Annotated in this window: 25 protein-coding genes and 2 tRNA genes; 8 read left to right on the top strand and 19 right to left on the bottom strand. The window is 60.2% G+C overall.

The window, feature by feature from the left end:
- The 10 genes from M3O22_04110 to M3O22_04065 all read right to left on the bottom strand — a co-directional run.
- Positions 1-411, bottom strand: a 411-nt coding sequence (locus M3O22_04110) for a hypothetical protein (GenBank protein ID MDP9195941.1), incomplete at its 3' end; no start/stop codon positions are given.
- A 468-nt stretch (positions 412-879) separates the two neighbouring features.
- Positions 880-1,458, bottom strand: a complete 579-nt coding sequence (locus M3O22_04105; GenBank protein MDP9195940.1) for a RecX family transcriptional regulator — start codon at positions 1,456-1,458, stop codon at positions 880-882.
- Between the two features lie 28 nt (positions 1,459-1,486).
- Positions 1,487-1,726, bottom strand: coding sequence for a GIY-YIG nuclease family protein (locus M3O22_04100; protein ID MDP9195939.1), 240 nt, complete (start codon positions 1,724-1,726; stop codon positions 1,487-1,489).
- 128 nt (positions 1,727-1,854) lie between these two features.
- Positions 1,855-1,931 (bottom strand) — tRNA-Pro (locus M3O22_04095).
- 104 nt (positions 1,932-2,035) lie between these two features.
- Positions 2,036-2,335: an integration host factor subunit alpha gene (locus tag M3O22_04090; protein MDP9195938.1), complete on the bottom strand. Its 300-nt coding sequence runs from the start codon at positions 2,333-2,335 to the stop codon at positions 2,036-2,038.
- 13 nt (positions 2,336-2,348) lie between these two features.
- Positions 2,349-3,317, bottom strand: coding sequence for a ketoacyl-ACP synthase III (locus M3O22_04085; protein MDP9195937.1), 969 nt, complete (start codon positions 3,315-3,317; stop codon positions 2,349-2,351).
- An 8-nt stretch (positions 3,318-3,325) separates the two neighbouring features.
- On the bottom strand, positions 3,326-4,366 hold the full coding sequence (gene plsX / locus M3O22_04080; protein ID MDP9195936.1) for a phosphate acyltransferase PlsX: 1,041 nt from the start codon (positions 4,364-4,366) through the stop codon (positions 3,326-3,328).
- A 34-nt stretch (positions 4,367-4,400) separates the two neighbouring features.
- Entirely contained in the window at positions 4,401-4,589 is a 189-nt protein-coding gene (rpmF, locus tag M3O22_04075) for a 50S ribosomal protein L32 (protein MDP9195935.1), read from the bottom strand.
- A gap of 106 nt (positions 4,590-4,695) precedes the next feature.
- Entirely contained in the window at positions 4,696-5,241 is a 546-nt protein-coding gene (locus tag M3O22_04070; protein MDP9195934.1) for a DUF177 domain-containing protein, read from the bottom strand.
- On the bottom strand, positions 5,238-5,837 hold the full coding sequence (locus M3O22_04065; GenBank protein MDP9195933.1) for a ubiquinol-cytochrome C chaperone family protein: 600 nt from the start codon (positions 5,835-5,837) through the stop codon (positions 5,238-5,240). The genes M3O22_04070 and M3O22_04065 overlap by 4 nt, the downstream gene beginning before the upstream one ends.
- Before the next feature lie 85 nt (positions 5,838-5,922).
- Here M3O22_04065 and bamE point away from each other — a divergent pair, with 85 nt between their 5' ends.
- Positions 5,923-6,375 (top strand): outer membrane protein assembly factor BamE, encoded by a 453-nt coding sequence (gene bamE, locus M3O22_04060; GenBank protein ID MDP9195932.1) that lies wholly within the window; start codon positions 5,923-5,925, stop codon positions 6,373-6,375.
- Positions 6,376-6,485: 110 nt separating this feature from the next.
- Positions 6,486-7,049, top strand: a complete 564-nt coding sequence (locus M3O22_04055) for a methyltransferase (protein MDP9195931.1) — start codon at positions 6,486-6,488, stop codon at positions 7,047-7,049.
- Positions 7,050-7,153: 104 nt separating this feature from the next.
- On the opposite strand, the gene M3O22_04050 is transcribed toward M3O22_04055, so the two are convergent.
- The 3 genes from M3O22_04050 to efp are packed head-to-tail and all read right to left on the bottom strand — an operon-like array spanning position 7,154 to position 9,761.
- A complete protein-coding gene (locus tag M3O22_04050; GenBank protein ID MDP9195930.1) occupies positions 7,154-8,362 on the bottom strand; it encodes a UbiH/UbiF/VisC/COQ6 family ubiquinone biosynthesis hydroxylase in 1,209 nt (402 codons plus the stop codon).
- 5 nt (positions 8,363-8,367) lie between these two features.
- The gene (locus M3O22_04045) at positions 8,368-9,192 is read right to left on the bottom strand and encodes an inositol monophosphatase (protein MDP9195929.1); all 825 of its coding nucleotides are present in this window, start codon (positions 9,190-9,192) and stop codon (positions 8,368-8,370) included.
- A complete protein-coding gene (gene efp / locus M3O22_04040) occupies positions 9,192-9,761 on the bottom strand; it encodes an elongation factor P (protein ID MDP9195928.1) in 570 nt (189 codons plus the stop codon). Before efp ends, M3O22_04045 begins: the two co-directional genes overlap by 1 nt.
- 98 nt (positions 9,762-9,859) lie before the next feature.
- On the opposite strand from efp, the gene epmA reads away from it, so the two are divergent.
- Positions 9,860-10,918 (top strand): EF-P lysine aminoacylase EpmA, encoded by a 1,059-nt coding sequence (gene epmA, locus M3O22_04035; protein ID MDP9195927.1) that lies wholly within the window; start codon positions 9,860-9,862, stop codon positions 10,916-10,918.
- 3 nt (positions 10,919-10,921) lie between these two features.
- Here epmA and kdsA read toward each other — a convergent pair whose 3' ends face one another.
- Entirely contained in the window at positions 10,922-11,749 is an 828-nt protein-coding gene (gene kdsA / locus M3O22_04030) for a 3-deoxy-8-phosphooctulonate synthase (protein ID MDP9195926.1), read from the bottom strand.
- A gap of 110 nt (positions 11,750-11,859) precedes the next feature.
- Between kdsA and M3O22_04025 the strand changes: the two genes are divergently transcribed.
- The 5 genes from M3O22_04025 to M3O22_04005 all read left to right on the top strand — a co-directional run bounded on the left by M3O22_04025 (position 11,860) and on the right by M3O22_04005 (position 14,773).
- A complete protein-coding gene (locus tag M3O22_04025; GenBank protein ID MDP9195925.1) occupies positions 11,860-12,180 on the top strand; it encodes a hypothetical protein in 321 nt (106 codons plus the stop codon).
- A 58-nt stretch (positions 12,181-12,238) separates the two neighbouring features.
- Complete coding sequence (locus tag M3O22_04020; GenBank protein MDP9195924.1) at positions 12,239-12,601, top strand: hypothetical protein; 363 nt, start codon at positions 12,239-12,241, stop codon at positions 12,599-12,601.
- Between the two features lie 31 nt (positions 12,602-12,632).
- On the top strand, positions 12,633-14,108 hold the full coding sequence (gene sufB / locus M3O22_04015) for a Fe-S cluster assembly protein SufB (GenBank protein MDP9195923.1): 1,476 nt from the start codon (positions 12,633-12,635) through the stop codon (positions 14,106-14,108).
- A gap of 74 nt (positions 14,109-14,182) precedes the next feature.
- Positions 14,183-14,434 (top strand): type II toxin-antitoxin system Phd/YefM family antitoxin, encoded by a 252-nt coding sequence (locus M3O22_04010; GenBank protein MDP9195922.1) that lies wholly within the window; start codon positions 14,183-14,185, stop codon positions 14,432-14,434.
- A 12-nt stretch (positions 14,435-14,446) separates the two neighbouring features.
- On the top strand, positions 14,447-14,773 hold the full coding sequence (locus M3O22_04005; GenBank protein MDP9195921.1) for a type II toxin-antitoxin system RelE/ParE family toxin: 327 nt from the start codon (positions 14,447-14,449) through the stop codon (positions 14,771-14,773).
- Between the two features lie 7 nt (positions 14,774-14,780).
- Here M3O22_04005 and M3O22_04000 read toward each other — a convergent pair whose 3' ends face one another.
- The 5 genes from M3O22_04000 to M3O22_03980 form a co-directional block, all read right to left on the bottom strand.
- Positions 14,781-15,539: a DUF4197 domain-containing protein gene (locus M3O22_04000; protein MDP9195920.1), complete on the bottom strand. Its 759-nt coding sequence runs from the start codon at positions 15,537-15,539 to the stop codon at positions 14,781-14,783.
- Positions 15,540-15,606: 67 nt separating this feature from the next.
- Positions 15,607-15,680, bottom strand: a tRNA-Gln gene (locus M3O22_03995).
- 60 nt (positions 15,681-15,740) lie between these two features.
- Entirely contained in the window at positions 15,741-17,072 is a 1,332-nt protein-coding gene (murD, locus tag M3O22_03990; GenBank protein MDP9195919.1) for a UDP-N-acetylmuramoyl-L-alanine--D-glutamate ligase, read from the bottom strand.
- A gap of 119 nt (positions 17,073-17,191) precedes the next feature.
- The gene (locus M3O22_03985) at positions 17,192-17,518 is read right to left on the bottom strand and encodes a divalent-cation tolerance protein CutA (GenBank protein MDP9195918.1); all 327 of its coding nucleotides are present in this window, start codon (positions 17,516-17,518) and stop codon (positions 17,192-17,194) included.
- A gap of 11 nt (positions 17,519-17,529) precedes the next feature.
- Positions 17,530-17,725, bottom strand: a 196-nt coding sequence (locus M3O22_03980; protein MDP9195917.1) for a haloacid dehalogenase-like hydrolase, incomplete at its 5' end; no start/stop codon positions are given.

Raw genomic sequence — 17,725 nt, 5'->3', positions numbered from 1 at the left:
GACATGGGGATTGCGCACCGCCTGCGCCAGGCCGTGACACAGTCCTGCAGCCTCTGCCATCTTTTCCAGATCGTAGGCCGCCTGGCAGCGCAGAAGCTGTGTGTTCAGCCAGCCTTTCCGGCCTTCCGGTATCCTGGCGCGGGACAGGGCCTCCCGCGCTTCGGAAAATTTTTTGTTGGCATAGAGAGACCGGGCCTTGACATAGAACGCATAACCCACTGGTTTCCGGGCTTTTTTCTTTACAGCTTTTCCGGTGGTCCGGGCCGTGACGGCAGGTTTGCGGGGTCCGGTCATGGCTGTATCAGCATGCGTGGCGGCAAACGCAGAAGAAGACGCCAGCCAGAGGAACGCCGCGGCTGCAGCGCCGCGAAGGCTGGTGAAAAAACCCCGGATTGCAAAACGCTTTTCCAAATTTCCCACCAGCCGATCATGCAACTGCGGGGGACAATGTATTTCATGAAAATACTTGCAGGAACAGTTTCATGCGGATGACAGACGATATGGGTATCAGGACCATGACTGCACCGGCTGCACCATAACTGCACGCAACTGCACTTTAACTACACTTTAAATGCACACCCGTGCAGTCTTTATTATAGGGTCATTCCAGGCTGTTTTGGAGTTTCTGGCCCTTTGACTGCACGCCTTCGGCACCAGTGCAGTGGTTAACATTGCGAGTCCGTAAACAAACCTTATCATTTGTTATCATTTCTGTCTGAAGATGGGTACGAATAACCCTTTCCCGCAGGGAGAGTGGAAGGAGGTGCGGCGCTATGCAATGGCCCTGCTTTTCCCGGAAGCGGGGCAGTGTGTCGTCGTATTCACAATGTTCAGGAACCCTGCCTGTTGCCAGGCAAAATACCCTATACAGGAATTTGATCACATTATCAGGTCGCTGGTATCCTTCGCCAGAATGACCTTGCGGGCGATGTCTCCGGAAAAGCCGGCGCGGCCCAGGGCGGCCAGATCTTTCTGCGCTTTTTCCTGGCGCTGGTCCGCAGGCCGGAAAGGGCCAAGGCGCCGGCGGCGGGCAAAGGCAATGGCAGCAACGAGATCAGGATTTTCCTCCGTTTCCGGTAATTCTTCGGTCATCCTGTCCAGAACCTGCCGGACTGTATCCGGGTCAATCCCTTTCGCGGCCAGCCTGTGGCGGATCATGCGCAGCGATGTCCCCCGCCGGTGCAGGTTTTCCGCCCTGTTCTGCGCAAAGCGGGCATCGTCCAGAATGCCTTTTGCCCTGTGTTTTTCGATAATGGTCCTGACCCAGGCCGTGGCCTCGGCCGGATCAGTGTCATGGGCCCTGACCGAGCGGCGGACCCGCAGCGTCAGGACCCGCTCCAGCGATGCGGCAGAGCCGGCATAGCGGTCCATGTACCACAGGGCGACCCGTTCCAGGTATTCAGGCGTGACCTTGCGGACAGCTTTTTTCTTTCGGGGGGAAGGAGAGGGGGTGGACATGCTCTGGCAATCTGTCAGAAATGCACCCCTAGAAATGCCGTTTGGCGAATGTTCTGCCTGAGCCAGACTTCAGGTACTTTTCAAAAGTATATGCTTTTTTATGATCCTTGAAAGCGAAATAATTTTTGATGTCCCACGGTCTGAATTTTGCCGTATGAAAAACTTCTCCGGAATTGTGTTCTTTCAAAAGGGCCTTCAGATTCCCGGCAGCACCTGTATAAAATCGATCCGGTTCTTCAATGCTTTGAAGAATATAGACATAGATCATTTTGGCAGAGTCCCTGCTGCAACGGTCCGCCGTCGCTGCTTCGCAGCTATGGCGTGACAGCTTGGCTCTAACTCGCTTCGGCCGTCTGCGCCTTCGGCTTGCCGAGCCGTAGCTCGAAGAGCGAAGGCTGGTCGGAGTGACAGGATTCGAACCTGCGACCCCTTGCACCCCATGCAAGTGCGCTACCAGGCTGCGCCACACTCCGACTTGTCCTTCCGGAAAAGAACGGGCGGACTATATCCATTCATTGCGGATGAGGCAATTGCTGAATTTTATTCTCTCTCTCCGGGGGAGAGGTGAAAAAAGGTTCTACTGGTTCGTGCTGTTAACCTGTTTCCGCAGCTGTGCGCCGGGACGGAAGGACAGGACCCGGCGGGGCGGGATGGGGACTTCCTGTCCGGTGCGGGGGTTGCGGCCTACCCGCTGTCTGCGGGTACGTACGCAGAAAGAGGCAAACCGCGAGATCTTGACGTCCTCCCCGCGCGCCAGGACGGTGACCATCTCCTCGATCATGGTGTCCAGAAAGGCCCCTGCATCCCTGCGCGAGATATTCGCGCCTGCGCAGACAGCTTCTGCAAGATCAGAGCGGGTCAGGGTTTTTGCGCTCATGGATATTCTCTCCTTACCACCGTACAACGGCCGCGCCCCACGACAGTCCCCCGCCGATAGCCTCCATGACCAGAAGCTGGCCGGGCCGGATCCGTCCGTCCCGCACAGCCACATCCAGCGCCAGGGGGATGGATGCGGCGGACGTGTTGCCATGCCTGTCCACAGTCATGACCACCTTGTCTGCCGGCAGGTCCAGCTTGCGGGCCGTACCTTCGATGATCCTGCGGTTGGCCTGGTGGGGTACAAGCCAGTCAATGTCGTCCGGCGTCAGGCCATTGGCCGCCAGGGATTCCTGCAGAACCTCTCCCAGGCGGGTGACGGCCTGGCGGAACACTTCCTGGCCGTCCATCTGCACGGTGCCGGCCCGGCCGGTGGTGGAGGGGCCGCCGTCAGCATACAGGCTGTCATAGCGGGTGCCGTCCGTATGCAGGTGGGTTGAGAGAATGCCCCGGTCGGTGATCTTCCCTGTGCCCGGCGCGGCCTGGACAACGACAGCGCCTGCGCCGTCGCCAAACAGGACGCAGGTGGAGCGGTCCTTCCAGTTCACCAGGCGGGAAAAGGTCTCGGCGCCGATCACCAGCGCTGTTTTCGCCTGTCCCAGACGGATGCAGTTGTCGGCCATGGCGAGGGCAAAAATGAACCCGGAGCAGACGGCCTGGATGTCAAAGGCGGGGCCCTGGGTGATTCCCAGCCGGGCCTGCACACGGGCTGCTGTGGCCGGAAAAGTATGGTCCGGTGTTGTGGTGGCGAGGATGACCAGATCCACATCCGCCGCTGTAATGCCGGCGTGCTCCAGGGCCCGCAGGCAGGCCTTCACAGCCATGTCCGATGTAGTTTCGCCCTCGGCAGCAATATGGCGGGAGCGGATTCCGGTACGCTGGGTGATCCATTCATCGGTGGTGTCGACCAGTTTTTCCAGGTCGCTGTTGGTCATGACCCGTTCAGGAAGGTACGACCCGCATCCCGTGATTCCGGAGCGTATTTTCATTGTCAGGCTCCCGTATCTGTCCCGTCGGGCAGGATCATGCGGGACAGATCTTCCCTGATCTTTGTGTTGAAATCATGCTGGACCATGTCCGCGGCCACGGTAATGGCATTGGCAAAGCCCGTGGCGTCGGTTCCGCCGTGGCTTTTCACGCACAGGCCCTGCAGGCCCAGGAACATGGCTCCGTTATAGCGCCGCGGATCTGTGCGGGTGCGCAGTTTATGAAACGCCGGACGGGCCAGAAGATAGCCCAGCCGGGCCAGAAGGGAAGAACGGAATGTGCGGCGCAGGAACTCGGCATACAGCTTTGCGGTGCCTTCCGCGGTCTTGAGCGCCACGTTGCCCGTAAAGCCGTCCGTAACCACCACGTCAACCGTGCCGGCGGGAATGTCGTCACCCTCCACAAAGCCGTAAAACGAACCGGGCAGGGGGGTCTGGCGCAGAATGCCTGCGGCGTTGCGTACCGCATCGTTGCCCTTGGCCTCTTCCGAGCCGATGTTCAGGATTCCCACAACAGGGGAGGGGAGGCCCAGGACGCACCGGGCGAAGACAGAGCCCATGACAGCGAACTGGACCAGGTTGTCTGCGTCGCATTCTGCGTTGGCGCCCAGGTCAAGCATCACCGATTCGCCGCGCAGGGTGGGGAAGAAAGAAGCAATGGCGGGACGGTCGATTCCCGGCAGGGTCCGCAGGACCAGTTTGGCCAGGGCCATCAGTGCGCCGGTGTTGCCGGCGGAGACGACACAGGCGGTGCGTCCCTCGGCCACAGAATCGATGGCCAGACGCATGCTGGAGTTCCTGCCTGTGCGCAAGGCCGCGGAAGGCTTTGTGTCCGGGGAAATGACATCGGCTGTGTGGTGGACGGCAGAGACGGCCTTCAGGGCCGGATACCGGGCCAGCAGGGGATCCAGAACCTGTGCGTTGCCGAAAAACACAAAATCCACCAAGGGGCAGCGTTCCCGCGCAATGCTGGCGCCCTCAACGACCATGGCCGGGGCGTGATCTCCCCCCATGGCGTCCAGTGCGATGGCAAAACGGCGGGTCACTCAGCACACCTTGCAGCCGGTGGAATCAGGGCCGTCAGGATGCGGCGGCTTCGGAAGACACAACAGCGCGGCCGTCATAATGGCCGCATGACCGGCAGACGTGGTGCGGGCGCTTCAGCGTGCCGCAGTTCGGGCATTCACCCCGGCCCGTTGCGGACAGGGCATGGTGGGAACGGCGCATGTTGCGCTTTGATTTCGATGTTTTCTTTTTCGGGACAGCCATGGCTGGTCACTCTCTGCAATATGGATACGGATGGCGGACCCCATGGTCGCCTGCTGCCCCATAATCCGTGAAAATCCCTCACCGGTTATCGGGCAGACGTGACTGTTTACTGTTTCGTTTTCAATCGCGCAAGTGCGGCGAGGGGTTTTTGTGATTTTCCGCCTGTTTCCCCTTGCCCGGACAGGGCCGGATCCAGACTGACTCCCTCGGCCCGGGGGTATGGATCCAGCGCCAGCGCCAGATGCTGGGCCACCAGTTCGCCCAGATCGATTCCCCCATCCTCGAACGGTTCCGGAGAATCCTCAAGCTCCCCGGTCACATCATGGTCGTCCGCAGAATCGTCCTGTACCTGTCTGGCCGGGGCGAACAGGGCCGTGAATTCCTCCTCCACATGCCGGGGCAGGGGCGCCAGGGTCACGCCGCAGGTCTGCACCACGTCGGCCAGAAGCTTTGCATGGACTTCCACCATGCTGCCGCCCCGGATAGTGCGCAGGTACAGGGTGGCTTCCAGCTGTTCCAGCGCCTGGAGGCCGAATCGGGCGGCAAGCCCGGCCCGTTCCTCGGGTGTGGCCACGATATTTTCTGTCAGGGAGCGCCGCTGGATGGCGTCGATGCTGATCCGGCGGGAGAATTCGCGGGGTGTCTGATTCATCTTTTTACCTCTGCCGCCAGGAAGGGCTCATAGGGGAGAAAGACGGCTGTGCCTGACAATATGGTATCCGCATCCTGCTTTTCCAGATGCCGGACCTGGTCCAGGGTATAGCGGGCCATGGCGCCGGCCGGGCCGGACAGGTCTGTGTCCGCAGGGCAGGTGCCGTACAGGTTGCGCCGCAGGGCCGCGGGAAGCAGCGTGTCTGCATCCAGGCTCTTCACCGCCTGCTCATAGGCGGCGATGCGGCCATAGAAAGCCTCCACCATGGTCCGGATTTTCCGCCCCACGGACAGGTCACCAACCCCGACCTCGCGCAGGGAGCGGTCCATGTCGGTGACCATGTGGCCGAACAGGGCCTGCCCCCCGTCAGCCGGGTGCTTTCCCTGTTTCTTCAGGGCATGCAGGACCAGAAACATATGCAGGAGAATCAGATCAAACCTTCCGTCCAGGGTGTCCGGCACACCCAGGATACGGTAAGGGACAGGGGAGCGGGCCTGGGAGACAATGGCCGCATACAGCCTTTCTGCAGCTGCCCTGTTATGCCTGAGGAAGGAAAACACGCCCTGGCCTTGCCATAAAGTGATGGATTGTTGCATTCTGGAATAGGCTGCTGAAGGCAGGACGTCAATTGGTCCCCCGCAGCCCTGTAACCAGAAACAAGGCGGGACCGGAGAAAAAAGCATGAGACCTGCGCGCCAGTTTTTTCCTGTGTTTGCCCTGCTGGCCCTGTGCCTGGCCAGCGCCTGTGCGCCCACGGTGGCTGTCAGGGGGCAGATTGTGGACGATGAGCAGCTGGACCAGATCGAGCCGGGCGTCAGCACCCGGGAGGATGTGGCCAGTGTGCTGGGCAGTCCGTCCACCACGGCGACATTCAGCGATTCCACCTGGTACTATATCGGCCAGACTACGGAAAAGACGGCCTTCTTCGATCCCGAGGTCACGGACCGCAAGATTGTCGCGGTCACATTTGATGATGCCGGCCTGGTCCAGGGGGTCCAGCGCATGGACAGGGAGGATAGCAAGGTTGTTGAGCTGTCAGACCGCAGGACGCCGACCAAGGGAAAGGACGTGACCATCTTCCAGCAGCTGCTGGGCAACCTGGGTAAATTTGCCCCTCCTGCCGGGAAGAAATAGGGAAATCCCGCTGCACACACACGGTGCATGAGCCTGGTACTTTTTCATGTACCCGGGCAAAGTTGTGCGCTATGTGGATGATGGAATGTCACCTTCAAAAACAGGGCACCATGCAACACCACCTGTCCTTTATTTCCGGATGGATTCGCAATCCCCGGGCCGTCGGCGCTGTCCTGCCCGGAAGCGCTACCCTGTCCCGGGCTTCTGCCGGGGCTTTCAGCCTTGAACCAGGAGCCACAGTCGTCGAACTGGGTGCTGGAACAGGCGTGGTGACCCGGGCTCTGGTGGATCGCGGAGTTCGCCCCGAGGATATTGTGGCGGTGGAGAGGGATGATCATTTCTGCGCCATGCTGCGGGAGACATTCCCGCGTATTGCCGTGGCCCAGGATGATGCCTTTGACATCCGGGGAATTGTGCAGCGCCGGGGTATTTCCAGACTGTCTGCCATCGTCTCCGGCCTGCCCCTGTTGTGGAAAACGCCGGAAGAACGCCTGGCTTTTCTCCGGGACTGTCTCAGCGTGCTTCCGCCTGGAAGGCCGCTGGTCCAGTACACCTATCACAGGGCGTCGCCGATTATAGTGGATGATCCTTCCATCCGCGTCCGCCGCGTGGCCCGCGTGTGGATGAATGTGCCCCCGGCCACGGTGTGGGCGTATAGCCAGACCCCCCCATAACCCACTGGAACGGATGCCTGCTGCGTCACTGCGGTCCTGTGCTCCTCCTTCCTTGCATTCATTCCGCTCCAGTGGATTCTGGAGGGGTCTGCAGGGACAAAGCGCTACAATGACTCGCCCTTTACGAGGCGGGGCAGGTCGCCCAGGGTACCCATGGCGTGGCGCATGAACAGCTGTCTGACTGGTCGCAGGCGGTTGACGGCGGCAAGGCCCGTGCTGCGAATCCTGTGAAGGGGTCCGGATCCATTTGAAAACAGGCGGTTCAGGCCGTCGGTGGCGGAGACCAGAAGCATGTTGTCCGGCCGGCGGCGCTGCTGGAACTGCTGCAGCACCAGCGGACTGCCAGGATCCAGACCCAGCCGCCAGGCGTCCACGGCCACCTCGGCCAGGACCGCCACGTCGCGCAGGCCCATGTTCAGGCCCTGCCCGGCGATGGGGTGGATGGCGTGGGCGGCCTCCCCCACCAGCGCCAGGCGGGGGACGGTATAGCTGCGGGCGTGCTGCAGGGACACAGGCCAGACATGGCGCGGGCCGTCCAGTGATATTTCGCCCAGCCAGTCTCCCGCCCGCTGCTGCAGTTCCCGGTTGAAGTCGCTTTCGGACATTTGCAGGAACAGGGGCGCGCGGTTCTTGTGCTCAGTCCACACGATGGATGAGCGGTTTCCCGTCAGGGGCAGGACGGCAAAGGGACCGGAGGGAAAGAAATGCTCCAGCGCGATGGCGTGGTGGGGCTTTTCGTGCCGGATGTTGCACACAATGGCCATCTGGTCATAGGTCCAGCCCCATGTACCGATCCCTGCAGTCTTGCGGCAGAAGGAATTGCGCCCGTCTGCACCCGCTGCCAGAGAGCATCGCATTGTCTGGCCGTCCGACAGGGTCAGGGTTGTGTGGACCGGGCCTGTGTCCAGGGCCGTCACACCGGTTGCGGTCAGATGGGTCAGCGAGGGCAGCTGCGCCACCCGCTTCAGCAGGGCGGCTTTCAGATACCGGTTGTCCACCACCCAGCCAAAAGGCTCGTTCCCGGCATCGCGGTGGTCATAGTGGACGAACAGGGGCGAATATCGGTCCGCCACGCGGATATCCAGGATAGGCTGGGCAGCATGGGCTTTAAAAAAGGGCCACACCCCCAGGGTATCCAGAACCCGTTTTGATCCCAGCGCCAGGGCGGTTGTGCGGGTGTCGGGCTTTTCAGAAGAGGAGGCCGTCGGTTCCCTGTCCACACAGATCACGGACATACCCACAGATCCCAGCGCCACCGCCAGTGTGAGGCCTGCAAGACCGCCACCCACTACGGTTACGTCACATGCGCGCATGGGTCTCAGGCCTTTTTCTGGATGTCTCCGGCAGTCACGCCCCGCAGTACGCGGACCACAGGGACCTGGAGATTGGGCGTGGTCGCCAGGATACTGCTTCCATAGATCGGGTCGCGTCCCCCGTCGATTTCGGTGACAAAGCCCCCGGCCTCGGTCACGATCAGGCTGCCTGCCGCCACATCCCAGGGCTCGAGCCCCCGCTGCCAGTACGCATCGCACCGCCCGGCCGCTACATAGCACAGGACCAGGGCGGCTGCCCGAAGGTACCGGATCCCCGAAACCTTTCCGGCGAATGCGGCCAGTTCTGCCATGGACCGGGACAGCTTTTCCGGATCCGCGTGGGGGACGTCCGGCATAACGATACAGTCGGCCAGATCCTTGCGGGTGGAGACCCGCAGGCGGCGGGCGTTCAGCCAGGCTCCGCCTCCTTTTTCCGCCCAGAACATTTCATCTCGCAGAGGGTCATAGACCATGCCTGCGATAATCTCGCCATTTCTTTCGGCGGCAACGGAAATGCACCACTGGGGCAGGCCATGCAGAAAATTGATCGTCCCGTCCAGCGGGTCAATGATCCAGCGGAGGGTAGGGTCCTGTCCCTTCACTTCGCCCGATTCTTCCATCAGGAAACCGAAATGGGGTCGGGCGCGGGACAGCTCCTCACGCAGGATCTTTTCCGACTTGTGATCCGCCACCGATACAAAATCAAGCGGGGCCTTGCGGGAGGCCTGCAGGTGTTCCACATCCCCGAAATCGCGCAGCAGGGATTTGCCGGCTTTTTCAACGGCCTTTCCCATCACGTGGATAAGGGGGGAGCGGACAGAGCCGGTCATCACTCGTCTTTCGCGCGCTCGATATAGGTGGATTCAGCCGTATCCACCACGACCCGTGTGCCTGCGCCGATGTGGGGCGGCACCATGATGCGAAGCCCGTTTTCAAGAACGGCCGGCTTGTAGGAGGAAGACGCCGTCTGGCCCTTGACCACAGGATCAGCCTCGGTGATTGTCAGAATGACCGTTGCAGGCAGTTCCACGCTGAGCGGAGAACCTTCGTGCATCTGCACGGTGACTTCCATGCCATCCTGCAGGAAAACCTTTGCGTCGCCGATGATATCGCCGGAGATGGCAACCTGCTCAAAGCTGGTCTTGTCCATGAAGGTATGCAGGTCACCCTCGGAGAACAGGAAGGTCATTTCGTGTTCGTCCAGGCGGGTACGCTCGACGGTTTCCTGGGTGCGGAAGCGCTCCATCATCTTGTTGCCCGTACGGATGTCCTGCATCTCCAGCTGGACAAAGGCGCCGCCCTTGCCGGGGGTGAGAATCTGGCTTTTCCTGACCACGCACAGCTTGCCATTGTGTTCAATCACAGCACCGGCGCGCAGGGTATTGGCATTGACTTTCATGACACGATTTTCCTGTTGGGGGAGTAATTATCCGGCCCGGAAGCTAACAGAACGGGTGCGGGCAGGCAACTGGTCTTGCGGTTTCCGGCTGTGTGGCTATGCTTCCGGCCATGATGACAGCCTGGCATCCTGACCCCCTGATGCGCCGCCTGCCACACCTGAAGGTGCGCATGGCCCTGCAGCAGGCCATCCGTGACCATTTCCTGCGACAGGATTTTCTCGAGGTGGATACACCCATCCTGCAGGTGTCCCCGGGCATGGAGCCGCACATCATGGCGTTTTCCACCCGGATGATCGAGCCGAACCCGGAGATTGCGGCCACACTGTACCTGCACACCAGTCCCGAATTCGCCATGAAAAAGCTTCTGGCCGGGGGGCTGCCCCGTATTTTCCAGTTCGCCCATGTGTTCCGCAACCAGGAGCGCTCGTCGCGCCACAGCCCCGAATTCATCATGCTGGAATGGTACAGGGCAGGGGAGGGGTACACCCGCCTGATGGAGGACTGCGCTGCCCTGCTGCGCTGTGCTGCAGTGGCGGGAGGGCGGACGCGGGCGGAATACAATGGTTTGTCCTGCGACCTGACCGCACAGCCCCAGGTGCTGACCGTGGCAGAGGCTTTCCGGCAGTATGCGGGAATTGACCTGCTGGCGACGGCGCCAGATCCATTACATCCTGATACACCCCTGCTGGCAGCGGAGGCCCGCCGGGCAGGCATTGCGGTACGGGAGACAGACACCTGGGAAGACATTTTCTTCCGTATCAGCCTGGAGAAGATTGAACCGCATCTGGGTGCGGACAGGCCTGTCTTTCTGACGGAATACCCTGTGTCCATGGCGGCGCTGTCCCGACCAAAGCCCGGGGATCCCCGTGTGGCCGAGCGGTTCGAGCTGTACGTCTGCGGGCTGGAGCTGGCCAATGCTTTTGGCGAACTCACGGATCCGGTCGTCCAGCGGTCCCGGTTCGAGGCCGACATGGCCCTGAAGGAGCGGCTGTACGGAGTGCGTTACCCTGTAGATGCGGATTTCATGGCGGCGCTGGAGCACGGCCTGCCCGAAAGTTCAGGGATCGCCCTGGGGTTTGACCGCCTGGCCATGCTGGCCTCAGGCGCTCAGAAGATCGAAGACGTCTTGTGGCTGCCCGTGGTGCGGCCGTCCTGAGCCTTACCCCATCAAACTCTTGGCTACGTCATCCAGTTTCTTGATCTTTGTCAGGAAAGTCTCCAGCTGGGCCAGTGGCAGGGCTGATGGGCCGTCGCACAGGGCCTTGTCCGGATTTTCGTGCGCTTCCAGGAACAGGCCGGCGATTCCCTGTGCCATGGCGGACAGGGCCAGCGGCAGGGTCTGTTCGCGCCGCCCGCCGGTAGCCTTGCCCAGCGCGCCGGGCATCTGCAGGGCGTGGGTCACGTCGAACGTCACCGGGTATTCAAACCTTTTCATGACATCGATGCCCAGCATGTCCACCACCAGGTTGTTATAGCCAAAGCTGGTGCCCCGTTCGCACAGGATGATCTTTTTATTCCCGAAATGCTCGATCTTGGTGATGATGTTGTCCATCTGCTCCGGGCCGATGAACTGGGCCTTTTTCACCTGCACCACAGCGCCGGTTTTTGCGGCGGCAGCCACCAGATCCGTCTGGCGGCACAGGAAGGCGGGAATCTGCAGCACATCCGCCACCTTTGCTACAGGCTCGGCCTGCTGTGGCTCGTGAATGTCTGTCAGGACAGGAATGCCAAAGGTGGTTTTAACCTTCTCCAGCAGGCGCAGGCCTTCCTGCAGCCCCGGTCCGCGGTAGGAATCGACAGATGACCGGTTGGCCTTGTCGAACGAGGATTTGAAGATATACGGAATGCCCAGCTTCCGGGTTGTGTTGACGAAGACCTCGGCAGCCTTCATGACGCTGGTTTCTGATTCCAGCACGTTCATGCCCCCGATCAGGACGAACGGCCTGTTGTTGGCGAGAGTGACGCTGCCGACCTGGACTGTTTTCATGGGTGCTCTCCTTGTTGCGGGCCCTTTATACACGTCCCGTCCGGACCGGGCAAATCGGGGGCCGGCCTGATGGCAGAAATGCTTTCACCAGTCTGGTGTAGGATCAGACCATGGAAACAAACCGGAATATCCCTGATCTTTGCCCGGGAACCCCCGATCCTGATACGGTCCGGCGGGCTGTCGGCCTTTTGCGCGCGGGTCAGTCTGTCACGGCAGCAGGGGCAGAGGCCTTTCTATCCTGGCTTGTGGGCAAAACGCTGGAGAAAACCCACCAAGCCATTAGTATTTACATTGATCCATGGGAGCGGGCAACGGTGCAACGATCCCTGGAGGGCCAGTGTGGCCATGCCCAGTGCATCGCAGCCTATGCCATGCAGGATCTGGAGGTTCCGAAAGGGCGTTGCTTCACATGTACTGCCGGGCTTTTTTAATCCCCATGTGGGTCTGATAACCGGTTTTTCCGTAGAGGACGAAAGCAGGATTTTTCTGTTGGATCCCACTTTCAGGCAGTTTTTCTTCAGGGCTGTCCTGAAGCCACTTCCCCGTAATCCGCACTGGAATTTCTGGCCCTCGAAATATCTTGAAAAACATGTTCCGGAAGCTGTTCTGCACAGCTTTCTGAAACAGGGATATATCCAGCTGGATCCGGACTTTGCCATGCACTGGATGGCGGCTTTCTGTGGGGGGCGGCCACCTTATGATACGCCGGAAGAATGCATGAAACACATGCTTCAACCAGAGCGCTCAGATGCAAATTACTGGTACAAAAGGGACGATCTTCAGAAAAAAGGGCTTCTGATCCAGACAGACGAACTGGTCTCTCCTGCTGCCGCGAGAGCGCCTTTACCTTGACTCTCCGGGGCGTATTCGCCATCTAGAGGACATGAAAGAACAACCGAAAACACCGGACGTCCAGTCATTCGTCGATAAAAAGTACGAGTGGGGCTTTGTCACGGACATTGAATCCGAAACGGCTCCCAAAGGACTGTCCGAGGATACGGTGCGGTTTATCTCGGCGAAAAAGGGGGAGCCGGAGTGGCTGCTGGAGTGGCGGCTGAAGGCTTTCCGTCTGTGGCTGACCCAGGAAGAGCCAAAATGGGCAGCCGTTCATCATGCGCCCATCGACTATCAGGATGCCTATTACTACGCCGCGCCGAAGAAGGGCCCCAAAAGCCTGAACGAAGTGGACCCGGAAATTCTGAAAACCTATGAAAAGCTGGGCATTCCGCTGAAAGAGCAGGAGATCCTGCTGGGGGTAGAGGGCACGGAAAACAAGATGCCTGCTGTGGCTGTGGATGCTGTGTTCGACAGCGTCTCGGTCGCCACCACGTTCAAGGCCAAGCTGGAAGAGCAGGGGATCATTTTCTGCGCAATCTCCGAGGCGGTGCAGAAACATCCCGACCTGGTGCGCAAATATCTGGGCTCGGTCGTGCCCGTGTCGGACAACTACTTCGCCACGCTGAATTCCGCGGTGTTCACGGATGGATCGTTCGTCTACATCCCCAAAGGCGTGCGCTGCCCCATGGAACTGTCCACCTATTTCCGGATCAACGCGGCCAACACGGGCCAGTTCGAACGCACCCTGATCATTGCCGACGAGGGCAGCCAGGTCTCGTACCTGGAAGGCTGCACGGCCCCAAAACGGGACGAGAACCAGCTGCATGCGGCGGTAGTCGAGCTGGTGGCGCTGGACGATGCGAAGATCAAGTATTCAACGGTGCAGAACTGGTATCCGGGTGATGAAAACGGGAAGGGCGGGATCTACAACTTCGTCACCAAGCGCGGTGCGTGCCGGGGCAAAAACAGCAAGATCAGCTGGACCCAGGTGGAGACAGGCTCGGCCATCACCTGGAAATATCCCAGCTGTATTCTGCAGGGTGACAACTCGGTGGGCGAGTTCTATTCCGTGGCTATCACAAACAATTACCAGCAGGCCGATACGGGCACCAAGATGATCCACATCGGCAAAAATACCCGCTCCACCATCGTGTCCAAGGGCATCAGCGCGGGCAAGGCGCAGAATACCTACCGCGGCCTGGTGAAAATTCTGCCAAAGGCCGAGGGTGCCCGTAACCACACCCAGTGCGACAGTTTATTGATTGGGGACAAATGCGGCGCCCACACGGTCCCGTACATCGAAAGCAAAAACCGCACTGCGCGGGTGGAACACGAAGCCACCACGGCGAAAATCAGCGAGGACCAGCTGTTCTATTGTCTCCAGCGCGGCATATCGCAGGAAGATGCCGTGGGCCTGATTGTCAACGGGTTTGTGAAGCAGGTGCTCCAGGAACTCCCCATGGAATTCGCCGTCGAAGCCCAGAAACTGGTGGGCATCAGCCTGGAAGGCAGCGTGGGGTGAAGGGAGCAGGCCTGAATCCTTGACATTCTGTACAAAAAGTATATTCTGTACATAATATACAGAAAGGATCCGCCATGCATAAGCTGACAACCGTTGAGGCCCGGGAGCGTTTTGCGGACATGCTTAACCAGGCGTCTTACCAGCGCGAGCGTACCATCATTACAAAGCACGGCAAGGACGTTGCAGCTTTGGTGTCGGTGGAAGACCTGCGCATTCTGGACGTGGTGGAAAGGGTTCTGGACATTCAGGCTGCCCGGAAGGCGCTGGCGGAAAAAGGGAAGCGGGTTTCCCTGGCGGACCTGAAAAAAGAGCTGGGAATTTCCTGATCGCGCTCACCCATGTATCAGGTCACACTGACACCCTCAGCCCGCCGCGATCTTCTCCGGCTGGATTTTTCCATCCAGAAAAGAATTGTAAACGGCCTCGAAAAGCTGGCCAGAAATCCTATTCCAGCGGGTGTGGAAAAGCTTTCAGGGGCTGAGCGCTTCTGGCGCATCCGCATCGGCGATTACCGGATTGTGTACGCTGTGGACGAAGATCACAGGCTTGTTATTGCGGCCATTATCCGCCACCGGAAAGACGTATACAAAGATCTCGGGAAGCTGGATGCAAAAACTGTCCTGGATCTTGTCCTGTCAGCGGGTTCAGGGAAAAAGAATAGATAAGCCGCCCTTACTTCCCGAACACCTTTTTCAGCAGGGTTGTGGTGCGTTTTGCGGGATTGGTGCGGATGGCGGCCTCTTCCTGGGCCACATAATAGAAAATGCCATCCAGCGCCTTGCCGGTCACATAGTCGGTCAGGTTGGCCTGCACGTCCGGCATGAAAGGCATGCGGGCATACTGGCCCATGACGCTGTCATAGACCTGCATCACGCCTGTCTGCGTCATGGCCTGCTGGATGAGGGGCTGCATCTCCTGTGTCAGGCCCGGCCCCATGGTACGGCGCAGGTACTGTGTCGCGGCGTCCTTCGAACCTGTCAGGATCCCTTTGGCATCGGTGATGGTCATCTGGCGGATGGAGTCCATGAACAGCTGTCTGGCCTTTGGCGTTGCAGCCTCGGCCGCCTGGTTCATGCGGGTTTCCAGGTCGTCGGTCAGGCTGCGTAAGCCGATCTGCGACAGGGCGCTGTCCACAGGCTTCAGGGCTGGGGGCAGGGGGATATGCACGGCAGGATCGAGATTGAACCCACCTTCCTGGCCCAGTGTTTTCACCACCTGGTCTGTGCCGACACGCAGGGCTTCCTTCAGTCCGGCTGCAATGTCAGTTCTGCTGGCCGATGTGGTGGTTTTTCCCAGACTCTGGAGCGCCTGTTTCCCGGCGGGCGAACTGACAGCCTGGTCCAGCGTTGTCCACCATGTCTCCCGCGCCGTGGCGGACATGCTGATGCCGGAAATGCAGAGGAAGAATACCAGAAAAGTAATATTTCGCATCAGCCAGCAATCCTTTTCTGACAGTCCAACTTCGGCTTGCCGGGTAGCAGCCCATCAGGGCGAAGGATGGTTGGGGGACCAGGATTCGAACCTGGACTGGCGGAGTCAGAGTCCGCTGTCCTACCGTTAGACGATCCCCCAGCAGGGCAGGGTGTGCCTTATACACAAGTTCCGGGGGGCCAATCAAGAGCCTGAATCGTATTACCTGATGTGCCGGACCAGGGCGGCGAAGGTGTCTCCCCGCTCCTCGAAACTGGAAAACTGGTCCCACGAGGCGCAGGCGGGGGACAGCAGGACCGTAGCCCCCGGTTTCTGGTCCGCAAGGGCCATGGCGGCCGCCCGGCCTGTGGCGGTCTTCAGGTCGCCGCAGCGGGTGTAAGGGGCCTTGCCCTCCAGCCAGCGGGCGAAGTCTTCCTCGGCCTCGCCGATCACAAAGGCATGGGCGATGCGGGGCATGAAGCCTTCCAGGCCGCTCAACCCGCCTTCCTTGGGGCGCCCGCCCACAATCCAGTAGACGGGACTGTAGCAGGCCAGCGCCTTGCCGGCGGCGTCCGCAGTGGTGGCCTTGCTGTCGTTGATAAAGGTAACGCCGCTGATCTGCGCCACCCGCTGCTGCCGGTGGGCGAGGCCGGAGAACGAACGCATGGCAGACATCACTGCGTGCGGGTCGATCTTTGCAGCCCGGCAGGCAGCCCAGGCGGCGGCCACGTTCTGGGCATTGTGTTTTCCGGGCAGGGCCGGGAGGCCAGACAGGTCCAGCACAGGCTTGTTCCCGCCATCCATGTCGTCAAACAGCATGCCATCCAGCACATAGACGCCCCGCAGCACAGGCTTTTCAGCGGAGATGGGCACAATCCAGGCCTGGCTGGTGCGGGCCAGTTCGGTGTGCAGTGCGGCGGACCAGGGATCATCCATGCCAATGATGGTTGTCTGCGGGGCTTTCTGGCCCCTGAAAATGCGTTTCTTGGCGGCGATATAGCCGTCCATGCCGCCGTGCCGGTCCAGGTGGTTGGAGCTGAGATTCAGCAGGATGGCGATGTCCGGCACCAGGGACTGTGTCAGCTCCAGCTGGTAGGACGACAGCTCCAGCACATAGAATCCGTCCTGCTCCGGTACCGGCAATTCCAGCACCGGATAACCCAGATTGCCGCCGGTGGAGACACTCTGGCCTGCTTCTTTCAGGATATGGCCGATCAGGGCCGTGGTGGTGGATTTTCCGTTGGTGCCCGTGATGCCGATATAATGGATGTGGGTATTGGCGCGGGCCAGAAGCTCGATGTCGCCTATGATGGACAGGCCAGCCTGCTTTGCCCGCGCGGCGACCGGGTGCGGCCGGGGCCAGGTGTGCGGAATGCCGGGGGAGAGGACCAGCGCCGCGAAACCGTCCAGCGGGGCGGCGGTCAGATCCACGATGGGAATGCCGGCTTTTGCAGCCTCATCCCTTTTCTCCGGTGTGTCGTCCCAGGCGCAGACAGACTGGCCCCGGGTGATCAGGGCACGGGCCGTGGCCAGCCCCGATTTGCCGAGGCCCATAATGGCCAGCGGGCGGTGGCCGGTGTGAAAAACATCCTGCGGGTCGGAGGGAGAAGGGGCGGGAACGACCTGCAGTCCGACACTGCCATCAGCTGCGATCCCGTATTCGTATTTCACGGTCATGGGGTTTGTCCTGTGACTGAGTCTTCAAGCCAGGCGGCATAATCCCTGTCAACAAAGGGAACAGGCCATGCCATGATACAGGGCGTTTCGTAAGAATGAAGCTCCCTGATCCGCTGGCGCAGCCGCTCAAGAAGTTTTTCATGTGTCTTGAGCAGGAGGACGGCCTCCTGCTGCTGTTCCATTTTTCCTTTCCAGGGATAGATCGTGGTCATGCCCTCTGTGATATTGGCGCAGGCCGCCAGTTTTTCCTGGATCAGGGTTTTGCCGAGAGTCTCTGCCTGGGCAAAGCCGGATGTGGTGACATAGACTATAAAGACAGTCACGGTTGTTCTCCCTACACAATAATCCGGTGATCCAGAAGGTCCAGCATGGGGATATCGTGGGGCCGGTTGCCATAGCCCCAGGTCTCGTCAAAAGGCCCATGCTGCTCCAGAAACGCCCTGACCCGCCGGGCCTTTTCCTGGCGCACGCAGTTTCCGCCGTCCATGCGTCCGGTCAGGATGCCGTCCACCACTTCCAGATCCGTGGCC

Source organism: Pseudomonadota bacterium (assembly GCA_030775045.1).
In the GTDB taxonomy this organism is placed as follows: Bacteria; Pseudomonadota; Alphaproteobacteria; order JALYJY01; family JALYJY01; genus JALYJY01.
This window is presented reverse-complemented; position numbering and strand designations above follow the sequence as displayed.